12 protein-coding genes and 2 pseudogenes are annotated in these 13,128 nt (G+C 32.0%); 4 read left to right on the top strand and 10 right to left on the bottom strand.

The genetic code is table 11. The features are described 5' to 3' along the window. Positions 1-3: 3 nt before the first annotated feature. The 3 genes from FNL83_RS03305 to FNL83_RS03295 form a co-directional block, all read right to left on the bottom strand. On the bottom strand, positions 4-3,159 hold the full coding sequence (locus FNL83_RS03305) for an efflux RND transporter permease subunit (RefSeq protein WP_057504627.1): 3,156 nt from the start codon (positions 3,157-3,159) through the stop codon (positions 4-6). Positions 3,160-3,235: 76 nt separating this feature from the next. Beyond that, complete coding sequence (locus tag FNL83_RS03300; RefSeq protein WP_002438530.1) at positions 3,236-4,486, bottom strand: lipid II:glycine glycyltransferase FemX; 1,251 nt, start codon at positions 4,484-4,486, stop codon at positions 3,236-3,238. Between the two features lie 399 nt (positions 4,487-4,885). Beyond that, positions 4,886-5,647: a VOC family protein gene (locus FNL83_RS03295; RefSeq protein WP_001829798.1), complete on the bottom strand. Its 762-nt coding sequence runs from the start codon at positions 5,645-5,647 to the stop codon at positions 4,886-4,888. 162 nt (positions 5,648-5,809) lie between these two features. Between FNL83_RS03295 and FNL83_RS03290 the strand changes: the two genes are divergently transcribed. The 4 genes and pseudogenes from FNL83_RS03290 to FNL83_RS03275 form a co-directional block, all read left to right on the top strand. Further along, positions 5,810-6,250: a MarR family winged helix-turn-helix transcriptional regulator gene (locus tag FNL83_RS03290; protein WP_002489661.1), complete on the top strand. Its 441-nt coding sequence runs from the start codon at positions 5,810-5,812 to the stop codon at positions 6,248-6,250. Beyond that, positions 6,250-7,443 carry an MFS transporter gene (locus tag FNL83_RS03285; protein ID WP_002438524.1) on the top strand — a complete coding sequence of 398 codons (1,194 nt, stop codon included), beginning with the start codon at positions 6,250-6,252 and terminating at the stop codon, positions 7,441-7,443. Before FNL83_RS03290 ends, FNL83_RS03285 begins: the two co-directional genes overlap by 1 nt. Positions 7,444-7,719: 276 nt before the next feature. Beyond that, a pseudogene (locus FNL83_RS03280) lies at positions 7,720-7,896 on the top strand (transposase); the annotation flags it as partial. A gap of 34 nt (positions 7,897-7,930) precedes the next feature. After that, positions 7,931-8,312, top strand: a pseudogene (locus FNL83_RS03275) (transposase); the annotation flags it as partial. On the opposite strand, the gene FNL83_RS03270 reads toward FNL83_RS03275, so the two are convergent. From FNL83_RS03270 to FNL83_RS03240, 7 genes are all read right to left on the bottom strand, one after another. Next, positions 8,309-8,659: a SarA family transcriptional regulator gene (locus tag FNL83_RS03270; protein WP_001832414.1), complete on the bottom strand. Its 351-nt coding sequence runs from the start codon at positions 8,657-8,659 to the stop codon at positions 8,309-8,311. The pseudogene FNL83_RS03275 and the gene FNL83_RS03270 overlap by 4 nt on opposite strands. Before the next feature lie 401 nt (positions 8,660-9,060). Continuing rightward, positions 9,061-10,083, bottom strand: coding sequence for a GTP 3',8-cyclase MoaA (gene moaA / locus FNL83_RS03265; RefSeq protein WP_002438521.1), 1,023 nt, complete (start codon positions 10,081-10,083; stop codon positions 9,061-9,063). Between the two features lie 12 nt (positions 10,084-10,095). After that, the gene (mobA, locus tag FNL83_RS03260; RefSeq protein ID WP_001832403.1) at positions 10,096-10,701 is read right to left on the bottom strand and encodes a molybdenum cofactor guanylyltransferase MobA; all 606 of its coding nucleotides are present in this window, start codon (positions 10,699-10,701) and stop codon (positions 10,096-10,098) included. Positions 10,702-10,706: 5 nt separating this feature from the next. Next, positions 10,707-10,940 (bottom strand): molybdopterin converting factor subunit 1, encoded by a 234-nt coding sequence (gene moaD, locus FNL83_RS03255; protein WP_002438518.1) that lies wholly within the window; start codon positions 10,938-10,940, stop codon positions 10,707-10,709. After that, positions 10,937-11,389 (bottom strand): molybdenum cofactor biosynthesis protein MoaE, encoded by a 453-nt coding sequence (locus tag FNL83_RS03250; RefSeq protein WP_002438516.1) that lies wholly within the window; start codon positions 11,387-11,389, stop codon positions 10,937-10,939. The genes moaD and FNL83_RS03250 overlap by 4 nt, the downstream gene beginning before the upstream one ends. Next, positions 11,390-11,866, bottom strand: coding sequence for a molybdopterin-guanine dinucleotide biosynthesis protein B (gene mobB / locus FNL83_RS03245; protein WP_002438514.1), 477 nt, complete (start codon positions 11,864-11,866; stop codon positions 11,390-11,392). Beyond that, a complete protein-coding gene (locus tag FNL83_RS03240) occupies positions 11,863-13,122 on the bottom strand; it encodes a molybdopterin molybdotransferase MoeA (protein WP_002456088.1) in 1,260 nt (419 codons plus the stop codon). Before FNL83_RS03240 ends, mobB begins: the two co-directional genes overlap by 4 nt. Positions 13,123-13,128: the final 6 nt, after the last annotated feature.

Raw genomic sequence — 13,128 nt, 5'->3', positions numbered from 1 at the left:
TTTTTACATATTAAACTTTTTAGTAATTTTATTTTTTAAAGTGAATAAAATTTCGTATATAACCGGTACTACAAAGAGTGTGAGTAGCGTTGAAGAAATTAATCCACCTATTACTGTTGCAGCCATACCTTTTGAAATTAATATTGAACTGTCATGACCAAATAACAACGGCACTAGTGCACCTATTGTTGCAATTGCTGTCATTAATATAGGTCTTATCCGTGTACCACCCGCTTCTATCAATGCCTGTTTCATCGGCATACCTTGTTTTTCATTGTTAATAACACGATCGATTAATACTATAGCATTCGTAACAACGATACCAATTAACATAAGCATACCTATTAAACTTGGAACTGAAATAGTTTCTCCGGTAATGATGAGTGCAAGTACTACACCGATAACCGTAAATGGTAATGAGAACAAGATTGTAAATGGTGCCAGACCACCTCTAAATGTAATAACTAAAATTAAATAAACAATGATAATTGCTGCTATCATCGCCATAGCAAGCTGAGAAATAGCCTTATCAATGTCATCAGTTGCACCGCCGACATTAATTTTAATATGACTAGGTTTCTCAAGGTCTTTCACTTTAGCCATAACTTGTTGAGATTTACCACCCACATCTTTATCAGTCACTTTACCTGTAACAGTCGTAGCATAATCGCCATCTTCTTGAGTCAGTTTACTTGGTGTATATGATTTTTTAAGAGATGCTATTTCACTAAGTTTAATCGTACCGCCCGTAGGCTTATTTAGTTTAATGTTTTTAATTTTTTGAGAAGACCAATCTGTTTGCTTATTTTGTTTGACCTTTACATCTATAGATTTACCCTTTTCATTAACTGTAGAAATTGTTTTCTCAGGTAAGTTTTCATTAAGATTCATCGCAAGTTGTGCAGCAGAAATACCATTATCTGCAGCTTTATTTTGGTCAACTTTTATTTCATATTGGTCATACGTCTGTGATAAATCAGATTTAACATTCGTTATGCCTTTAATATCAGTCATCATTTTCTCTACACGGTTGACTGTATCTTTCATTGCACTTGTATTAGGTCCTTTGACAGTTACTTCAACAGAATTATTACCTGCTCCTGTTCCTAAATCTTGATTTTTCCATTCTCCAGGTTGTTTAAATGTCTCGATATGTTTAAGTACTTTATCAGGCTCTTCATCAAAATTAGGCGTGTCAGATTGATATTTAATCATAATTGCCATGCTGTTGGTACTACCGGTAGGATCTTGTGGTGTAGGACCACCTATAGAATATTGAACAGTTTCTACTTTATCTTTTTTATCTAAATAATTTTGTACTTTTTCAGCATGTTGTGTCACAGATTTCTGTGTTTCTCCAGGTTTTGGAGTATATGTTAGAGCTAAAAATTTATTATCTCCAGTTGAAATATAACTCGTTCCTAGATTTCTTGCGCCTATGACCACACTTCCAACTAAAATAAAAATACTAACTATAAGCACAATCCATTTATGATTAAGTGACCAATTCAAAGCGCTTCTATAGGCTCTCCCAACTGTTCCTAGACCTTCTTTTTGTTCCCTATTTTTAACGCCATTTTTAAAAAATGTTGCACCTAAAGAAGGCACTAGGGTAATCGAAACAAGTAGTGAAGCTAATAAACTAAAAGTAATGGCTAGCGCAAATGGTCTAAACATTTCACCTACTGAACCTGACACAAACACTAGTGGTAAAAACACTACTATAGTAACAAGGGTCGATGACATAATAGGTTTAAATACTTCTCTAGTAGCGCTTATAATTAAATTTTCACCTTTGAGCTTCTCATTCGGATCAGATAATCTTCTAAATATATTCTCAACGACAACTATAGAATCATCTATAACTCGCCCGATTGCAACCGTTAATGCACCTAAAGTAAGAATATTTAATGATACGTTGCTTAATTTTAATGCTATGAGCGCAATTAATATTGACATTGGTATAGATACAATTGAAATAGCTGTAGTTCTTATATTTCTTAAAAACAGAAGAATAACGATAATAGCAACAATCGTACCGAGAGCGGCCTTTTCAACCATAGTATAAAGAGAGTCTTCAATAGGTTTAGCAGTATCCATTGTTTTAATAGATTTCATTCCACTCTCATTACGTACAAATTCATCTACTTTTTTCTGAACTTCTCTCGCAACTTGCACAGTATTAGCATCTTGTGATTTCATAATTTGTAAGTTAACAGCATCTTTTCCATTTGTCTTGGATATAGAAGTACGTTCATCACCGACACTAATATCTGCTAAATCTTTAAGTGGTACAGATGGCATTTGGCCTTTCTGTGCCATATGAGTTGAACTATTAGTCGAGCGAGTATTATCACTTGGCATTAGACTATCACTGTCGGAATCGCTATCATTTTGTGCAGCTTGTCCAGAAATAGATAAAGGGATTTTAAGATTTTTAAAAGCGTCTACAGATTTAAATTGACCATCAACAACAATAGATTTATTACTCTTATTAAATTGGAAAAGTCCTAATGGCGTTTCACGTGTAGCCGTTTTTATATAGTTCTCAACATCATTTGCAGTTAAACCTTTTTCATCTAAATTTTTTTGTTTAAACTTTAACGATACTTCACGATTAGTTTGACCGTTTAATTGTGCATTTTGTACACCATCAATGGTTTGTAATTTTGGTACGAGCTGTTGATTTAACTTTTTAGTAACGTCTTTTAACTTTTGATTATTACTCGTAAAAGAATATGCCACAATTGGAAAAGCATCCATAGAGTTCCTTGTTAATTCGGGTTCACCAACGCCATCTTTAAACTTAATTTTGTCGATTTCTTTTTTTAATTGTTCTTCAGCTTTATCCATATCTGTACCATTATCGTATTCTACAGTTACTATAGAAGCATTAGGTATAGATTCAGTCTGTACACTATTTACGTAGGCCAACGAGCGTACTTGATTATCAATCTTGCTACTTATTTCATCTTGTGTTGACTGGGGTGTTGCTCCAGACATTGTAGTTTGAACTGAAATAACTGGATTTTCAACATCTGGTAATAATTCAAGTTTTAATTTGGCGCTTGAATAAACGCCACCTAATATAATTAAAACTACCATCAAAAAAATAGCGAATTTATTACCTAACGAAAATTGTAATATTTTTTTAATCATTCATTTTTTCCTTTCTTATAAAAAATCTGAACGCTCTCAATTTATCTATAGAAGCGTTCAGATCTGAATGTAGTAGTTATTTACCTTTAAGTTTACGTGATATTTTAATTTTAGCTTTCGTTAAACGAGGTTTCACTTTCTCAACTAAATGATATAGCGGTTGATTTAATACATAATCAAATTCTCCAATTTTTTCACTTAAATATGTACCCCAAACTCGTTTAAAAGCCCACAACCCATAATGTTCTGAATCTTTATCAGGATCATTATCTGTACCACCAAAGTCATAGGTTGTTGCACCATGCTCACGTGCATATTTCATCATTTCAAATTGCATGTGATGGTTTGGTAAGAAATCACGATAGTCATTCGAGGAAGCGCCATAGAGATAGTAAGATTTGTTTCCTGCAAACATTAAGAGCGCTCCTGACAAGTAAATACCTTCTGGCTCGCTTTTTTCAAGTTCTGTTAAATCCGATTTTAATTCATTTGTTTTCTTAATTTTATTATCAATATCATTAAGTTTATTAAGTGTCTTTTTATCTTGCTTTTTTGATTGTAATTTCTCTTTCTCAGCTAATTGTGCTTCAAGATCTTGATTAACCGTATCTAATACTGGCTTAGGCTCTAATTTAACAAGGAAGAGTTCTGCATCACCGTCTTCATGAAGTGCATCATATATATTTTCAAAATAACTAATATCTCGAGTTAAAAAACCATCTCTCTCCCCAGTTATCTTCATTAAATTAGCAAAGATTTTAAGCCCCTCGCGATTTGATCGTTCTACTTTAGTTCCACGCTTCAGTGCAAGTCTTACTTTTGAACGATTTCGACGTTCGAAACTTTGAACTAATTCATCATCTGTTTTGTCAATAGGCGTAATCATAGTCATTCTTGGTTGAATATAGTCTTTAGACAGTCCTTCTTTAAAACCTTTATGTTTAAACCCAAGCTCACGTAGATTTTTAAGTGCTTCTGCACCTTTATCTACTTCGACATCGGGATCTATTTTGATAGCATACGACTTTTCATCTTTTGCTACTTCTTTAGCATAGCTAAGTAGAGCTTCTAACACTTCTTTATTATTATAATCAGCTACAAATCCCCTAGATACATAGCATAAAGTGTATGGAAGTTTAGGTATTTTTTTGAATAGTAGCTGGCCAACACCTTTAATTTGACCATTTTCACCGACAGCAATTCTTCTTGAATACCATCCTGTTAATTTTTTCGTATCTGCCCACTTAGATAATTGTAATAAATCACCATTGGGATGAGATTTCACAAATGCGTCATGTTGTTGATTAGTGATGTTCATCTTTTCCATGGTTTAAAATATCTCCTTTATTTTACAGTAATTTTAATTATACATCTTAATGAGAACGATGTCGACGATGTCACTTTCAAACCGTTTTAGTTCTTTCAATACTATTACCCTTGATATAATGATTACTAACAACTAGTAAAGAGGTTTTTATATGAGAAAGTTTATTTTATTGTTATTTATTATCCTAAATCTCGTGGCAATCATTATTACAATCAATCACCCACTAACAATTTCATATTTTAGTCTTCGTGTCATCTTCGTAGCATTTATATTTATTATATCCATTTTTTTTATTTTTTTACGTACCACAAACTATGAATTGATTCTAAGTATTTTATCTACCGTTTTCGCTTTCATACACATCGGTTTAATTATTCACAGTGCCTATCTATATTTATACTAGTTGGGTGGCTCAAAACGATATTTAGCACCACGTATAAATATTGAATATGGTGCTGTGGCATTGATATCGGTCATTATTAATGTATGAAAACCTGAATCTTTGCCGTCTTCTATTTTATAGATAACTTCATCAGTTTCTAATTTGAGATCAGTAGATGTAGCCGTTTCATTTACTATTTTCAGGTTATACCATTCTTTCCAAAGACTTACTGTTGTTTCACGTTGAGTGCTAGTAATAATCACCTCTTTAATTTTAAACGATGACAAGTTGAAATTATGTATTTGTGATAGGTTTTGCTTTTTGTTGTTATCCCATTCTATAAAGAAAGGTGGTTTGACTGTATAGTCAGGGTTAGCAATATATAGCAATCTCCAACGAATTTGATGACCTTTTTTGTTTTCTCTTTCCATATCAATAGGACCTATCACATCAACGCCTCTATTTTCTAAAGTACTTTTAACCTGATTTATATCCTTTGTTCTAAAACAAATACCTTTAAACCCTTGTTTAAAATGATCCTGCACTATTTTTGTAGCAAATGATACACGACCTTCTTCAGTTTTAGCTATATTGCTAAGTTTTGACTCATTTTCAACATCTAGCAATTCGATATAACTATTTTTAATCGGTGCTATTTGATTAAAGGTGCCCAAATGATGATGTCTTCCACCATTTTGCAATTCTAATATTTCTCCGGGAAACTTAAATGACTCTAATTGATGTAAATAGTGAATGATATGGTCTAATTTTAAGTTCAACTTTCTCCCCCTCCACATGTTATTGCTCATTTTAACAAAATCTAACTTTAATTACTTTAAATATTAAAAAGGAATCTAAGACCATTGCAAAATTCACATTTTAGTCATATAATTGTCTCTGTCTTTTAAATAGTTAGCCAAGCTAACTAATATAACAATGAGGTGTTAGATATTTTAACCAATGAATTTTTCAATAGTTTTATAGGTATATATAGACCCTATATTAAACTTACACAACCTATATTAGATCAGCATCAGATTCATACTGGCCAATGGCTTGTGCTAAGAGATATTGCCAATTATCAACCTACTACCCTTGTAAAAATTTCTCATCGTCGTTCAATAGAAAAGCCTACAACACGAAAGTTGATTAAAGTGTTGTTAGACAATGGTTGGGTCATGACAAAAACAGGAGTTGATAAGAGAGAGAAATTATTGAGTTTAACTGACAAAGGCCAAAGACTTTTTGAAACTATTAGTAAAAAGATCACTGTCATTCAACAAGATATTATAAAAAAAACTGGATTAACTGATGAGCAAGTATTTGATATTACAAATGCGATGTCTCAAATTCATGAAGCAATGATAAAGGAGGAACAGTAATGAATCAGTCTACAATAATTAAAGACCCCATCTTTACGAAGAGTTTTAATATTAACTTTGCTATTAACTTTTTTGTTTATCTATGTATGTATTTATTAATTGTCGTTATCGCGAGCTATAGTAAATCAGAATACCATGCTTCTGATTCTGTTGCTGGACTCGTAGTCGGACTTTTTATAGTAGGATCATTAATAGGTCGATTTGTAACAGGTAAATACGTCAATCGATTTGGTCCAAAAAAAATTCTCATTTTTGGTTTAATATGTTTAGTAGTAACACAGCTACTTTATTTTATACCTGGTTCTGTTTGGTTCTTAATGATGGTGCGTTTAATGAACGGCTTAGCAACAGCGGTTGCTACAACTGCTACAGGAACAATAGCAGCATATATTACACCACCTACACGCAAAAGTGAAGGTATCAGTTTATTCTCATTAAGTTTGGTGTTGGGAACCGCTATTGGCCCATTTTTTGGTATGTTATTGATGAATTCCTTTTCTATCAATATTTTATTTACTATTTGTGTAATTTTAGGTGTCATAAGTGGTCTATTATCACTGTTAATTAAAATTAATTTCACAACAGTTAAAGAAAACACAATTACACATAAACGATTCAATTTGGCTCATTTTGTAGCCAAAGAAGCCATTCCGGTAGCATTCGTCATGCTATTAATCGGTGTTACTTACGCTGCAATTTTAACTTATTTACAGGCTTTTGCTGTTGAAAGAGATCTAGTTACATCAGCAAGTTACTTTTTCATTTTTTATGCTATTGCGTCCCTCATAACAAGACCTATTGCTGGAAGATTGATGGATGATAAAAACGAAAATGTAGTTGTTTATCCAGCATTTATCTTTTTAGTATTATCTTTTGTTCTACTGATGCTTAGTTTTAACGGATGGGTATTACTTATTGCAGGTATCGCATTAGGAATTGGTTATGGTAACTTGTCATCTTGTATGCAAGCTATCGCAATAAAAGTATCTCCATCAAATAAATATGGCTTAGCTACATCAACTTACTTTATTGGTTTAGATATAGGAATTGGATTTGGACCATCCTTACTAGGTCTTTTCACACATATGATTTCTTATAGTCAATTATATGGAATCATGGGTATTTTAGGATTTACAACTTTAGTCATCTATATTTTAGTGCACGGACGTAAGGTTTACAGCACTTCATATTAACTACTAGAATTTAAAAAAAACGTCTAAATTAACATACCTAAATATGTCAAAATGACTTTTATGTAAATTTTATTCCAACATTGCTATATCACTATGTTAGGGTATAAAAAATAATAAAAATATAGGGTATAAAAAATAATAAAAATAGTGGTTGGGACCTAATTCCTAGCAAAATAGCCAGTAAATGAGTTTTCATAAATTCATTTACTGGCTTCTTTATTTACAATACTTCGTATTGTTGGTTCGCTTTCTTAGGCGACAGCTTCAGCCTGTAGTCTTCAGCATATTGTAGAAACAATTCTAGAGACTGAATTCAGACATCATCGTGGTGGAATATCATACCATCCAAAAATGATGTTAAAAGTAGTTCTATATGCCTACACACAATCTGTGTTTTCAGGACGTAAGATAGAAAAATTACTTAATGATAATATCCGAATGATGTGGCTATCATAAAATCAAAAGCCTTCTTATAAAACGATTAATCAATTCAAAAACAAATAAAAAAATAATGAGGAATTATAGTTGGGAATATTTCAATGCCCAAATTAAAAAAGCTTTCAGAACCAAAACAAAACCATCTACAGTCAAAGTAAAATTGATGTGGAGCCTGATTTTGGATTTTCACTCGTATGTCCGTTCGAGGGATGAATAAAGCCAAAAGACAACTAAGATTTGTACTAATGACACTTAATATAATAAAAGTAACAACCCAACGAGCTGAAAATAATCAAAAAAATCATAAAAAAGACAATTTCTATATTATTTCAATAGAAATTGTCTTTATTTACTTATCCTGGAACTTTATGTCCCAGGCTCATTTTATAATTTATTTAGCCACTTTTAGATTTAAAATTTACTGTCCTTAATTTGCAATACTAATTGTTTCAATTTCTCCAGTCATTTTGTCCAATAATTTCTTTTGCTTTGCATCGAAGAAATAGTAAACTTGTCTTTCATCGGTTTCTGAGCGTAATTTAGAAATGAGTTCTTTCTTATAGATTTTACGAATAATCACATCAATTTTACTAGTATCCCATAACATCTCGAAATGTAATGTGTCTCGTAACTCTTTACCACTAATTTTAGTGTCTGCATAGACCTTGTAAAGAACTACAAATTCTTCAATAGAAATACGATATGTTGTTTTAAGCCAATGCTTTAATTGACTTAATTCTCTCTCTGATTCAATAAAACGTTGTACTTTGTTACTCATAATAATATGCCTCCTAAGTTGATTCTTGGATGTTGTGTTTGTGTGATAAAACTCAATTGCTTATTTTTATTATATTACAGGTTTTGCATTTAATCTATAACAAATATTAAAATTGCCTCTAAATATTGTTTTGAAATTAAACAATTTAAACAATCAGTTATATGTTGAAAGGCATTTAAAATATCTAAATAGGTTTTGTCGTAGCTATATTAACTAACTAAATGTATAAAATTATGGATTTAAAATGTTTAACATGAAGACTTAAGCATATGTTGTCTATAAATACTCAAAACTGTATTAATTGTTTCTTGCTTATTTAATATAATTTATTAGTATTATAAACTTTTGAAACTAAATTTAAATGCTTAAAATACCATAAGTATTAAAATTCTAGACTAAGCCTATCCACCTATATAATTCATATTAATTTTTTTCTTTCTATTATTCTCAATAGTTTGCATCGTACGCTTATCAGAGTACTGATCGTTTCTAATACTCCACAATCGTTTAAATTGTGCTTTTAAATCATCATCTGTAGCTCCATTACGTATTAAGGCTTTTACATCAAACCCTTCTGAGGAGGCAAATAAACAACCATAAAATTTACCATCTGAAGACAATCGAGCACGCGTACATGTGGAACAAAATGATTCAGATACACTCGTAATTAGACCAAATTGTGCATCACTATCTTTATGTCGAAAATATTTAGCAACTTCCCCATAATATTTAGGCGCTACAGGACTTATCTCAAAATGTTGTTCTATCATATTAAGCATTTCTTCTTTAGTTACAACTTTATTGAAATTCCATCCATTATCGTTACCTACATCCATAAATTCAATAAAACGTACTTCGATATTTTTATTTTTAAAATAATCAATCATCGGGATAATTTGATTATCATTAACCCCTTTTTGAATAACCACGTTTACTTTAACTTCAAAACCTATTGATACTGCATAATCAATTTGTTCTAAGATTGTAGACGCTTTAATATTTCTATTGTTAATTTCTTGAAAAACGTTATCCTCAATCGCATCTAAACTTACATTAATACGTCGTAAACCAGCTTGATATAAATTTTTTCCATGTTTTTTTAATAACAAGCCATTAGTAGTCAATCCAATATCCTCTATACCATCTATGAGATTTAATTGCTCTACAAGTTTATAAAGATTGCGTCGTAAGAGAGGCTCTCCTCCTGTAATTCTTATCTTTTTAACTCCTAATTGAGCATAAATCTTTGAAATTCGTGTTAATTCTTCAAAAGTAAGCAATTCATTCTTAGGTAAGAAAGTGTAATCATCTCCAAAGATTTCCTTTGGCATACAATAATCACATCTGAAATTACATCGATCAGTGACCGATATTCTTAAATCCCGTATTGGACGGCCTAATTTATCTTGTATTACCTCTTTCATTGTTGGACCTCCTTATTCATTTATCTGCATTTTTAAAGAGTCCAAATCATGCTGAAAATTAATATTCTTATACCAATAATAAGGCGAGTCAATTTCAGTAACATCTAACCAATCTGTCGATAATTGTTTAAAGACATGCTTCAGACTTAAATGATTTGAATTTAAAGCTTTTTCAATAAAAGGAAACGTCGAAAGTGTATAAAAACCAATCGTCGGTATACATATTTCTCCTTCTTTAAATGCGACAATATCTAAACGTGATTCAATTAAGTTTGATACCATGAAATGATATAACCCATTCACTGCTTTACTTGTAATCATTGGTGTATCAACAGATACAATGAAAAACAATTCTTCATCCATGTATTGTTTCATCACTGAGTAAATTCCTGTTAGCGGCCCTTTATTTTGATGATGTTCGTCATCAATAATCACATATTCATATTCAAACTGAGAAGCTAATTGGGAATTAGTGCTAATGATAATGCGATTAAACATATTTGTAGATTTTAACGTTTCTATAATTTTTTGATAAAAATATTGATTATCAATTTTAGCAAAAGCTTTAGCTTTACCAAATCGGCTAGATTCTCCACCTGCTAAAATAATTGCTTTCATCTTGATCAACCCCCACTGACCGGTGGAATGAGCGCAATTGTATCTCCTGGTTGAACTATATCATCCTGTCTGACGAATTCTTCATTAACAGCTATTTGAAATTTTTTAGATTTAAGTTCACTATGGTGTTTTAATAAATATGACTCGAATTCTTGAACAGTTAATGTCGTATCTAAATGTATTGTTTCAGTAGATCGATTGAGCAACTCTTTTAACTCTGCAAAATATAAAATTTTCATCTTGCTTTCCCCTTTTTTGCTTCATTATATGTTCCCTTTTGATGACCTTGCCATTCAGCACCATCTTCCCAAATTTCCTTTTTCCAAATTGGAACAATTTCCTTTATGCGCTCGATGGCGTATTCATTCGCTGCATATGCTGCTTTTCTATGCGGTGAAGATACTGCAATTAAAACTGCAATATCTGATATTTGTAATGGACCAATTCGATGTACAATTGTTGTTATTGTTCCAGGCCACTTTTCTTCAATTTCTTTACCAATTTGAGCTAATTTTTTCTCAGCCATTGGTATATAAGCTTCATACTCTAAATGTTGTGTACGAATACCTTTAGTCCACTCTCTTACGTGACCAGTAAATACGACTACGGCACCTTGACGTTCGTTAATCGTAAAATCCCTATATTGTTCTGTTTCAATAGGTTGAGTCACGATTTCAAATTGCTTCATTTAATTCATTCCCTTATCCTTAATTAATTTATTGAGTAAGTGCTCAAGTTGATTACTTGCACGTGGATGATTGGTTTCTATTTTCCCTATGACGTGAGAAAGTCCTTGTAGACTTCTTAATTCATCATTATTTTTATAAACGATAATTTTATCATAATTTGCTTCTTTAAAGCCCTCAACTAAAATGATACTACAATCAATTGTAACAGAATTTTCTATTATTTCTCTAAGCGATTGTTTCTTTTTACGTGTCACTGTTTGCTGTAAATGATGCCCCTGAACAATACTTTGGTCTGCGCCCGCAGCGAAATGTTTCATGTGGTCAACATCAGATGACTGTAATTCAATTTCTTCACCAATATGCCCGTGATGTTTAATTGTTACTACTGAATAGCCTCGTTCTTTTAAAAATGATATAGCATGGTTCATCAATGTGGTTTTCCCTGAATTTTTCATACCTACAATTTGTAAAATCATAGTATCAATTCCTCTTCAAAACTATTAGATTCGGTCAAAATCACATCAACAATGTTGCCCGCTTTAAATCCACGTGTGCCACCAGGAAGCATAATCATAGCATTAGCGTGCGCAATGGCTACAACTGCACCTGATTTATTAAATCCAGATGGTATTACTGTCATTCCAGCTTTTGTTAATGTTGCCTTAGCACGAATCAATCGTGTAAATGGGTTAGCTTTATTAAAATCTTCCATAAGTGTAGCTTTGATTATTTGCGGATAACAAGCTTTAGCTCCCATGAGCTTATTTACAGCAGGTTTGACATATAATTCAAATCCTGTATAGCAGGCTGAAGGGTTTCCAGATAAGCCAAATAAATATTTACCATCTGCAAATGCAACCGTAGTAACACTACCTGGTCTTTGAGCCACTTTGTTAAATAGTATCTGTGCTTGGATGGACTTGTATATTTCTGGTAAGTAATCAAAATCTCCTACCGACACACCTCCGGTAGTAATTACTAAATCATGCTCTGATAAAGCTTTTTTTACAACCTCAATACTCTTTTCGAGATTATCATGCTGAACTTTATACATTCCAACTTGTATTCCAAATTGTTTAGCTAATGCTTTAATCATTGGTCCGTTTGAATTTCGTATCTTTCCTGGTTCAAGCTCATCTTCTACTTCAAGCAATTCACTACCTGTAGCAATTACTGCAACAGTTGGTTTTCGAGCCACTCGCACTTTAGTATAACCGTATGTAGCTAAGACTGCTATCACACCTGAGTTAATACGCATACCTTTATGTAGTACAATATCACCAGCTTTTATTTCTTCACCTTGTAGCGAAATATTTTCTAAATGTTTAAAGGATTTTCTAATTGTAAAAGTTGTTTCAGATTCAATAGTTTGTTCAAACATTACTACGGCATCAGCTCCAGAAGGAATTTGAGCACCAGTCATTATTCGAATTGCTTGGTTTTTATCAATTGTTTTTTCTGAAACTGAACCTGCACCGATATGATCTATTACTTCAAATTCAATACGGTTTTCGCCACTTGCACCTTGTGAATCTTCACTTCTAATTGCAAACCCATCGTAGGGTGATTTATTAAATCTTGGTATATCATAGGTCGCAACAATATCTTCAGCAAGAATATGTCCTAAACTTTCATCTAAATTAATATTGATATTCTTCACTTCAACATGTTGTTTCATAATACGTTTAATTGCTTCTTTAACTGATATTGGCGTTCTTTTCTCTACAGACATACACTC

It is taken from the genome of Staphylococcus epidermidis (assembly GCF_006742205.1).
GTDB lineage: Bacteria > Bacillota > Bacilli > Staphylococcales > Staphylococcaceae > Staphylococcus > Staphylococcus epidermidis.
The sequence above is the reverse complement of the archived record's forward strand: the minus strand, read 5'-3'. Positions and strand labels throughout refer to the sequence as shown.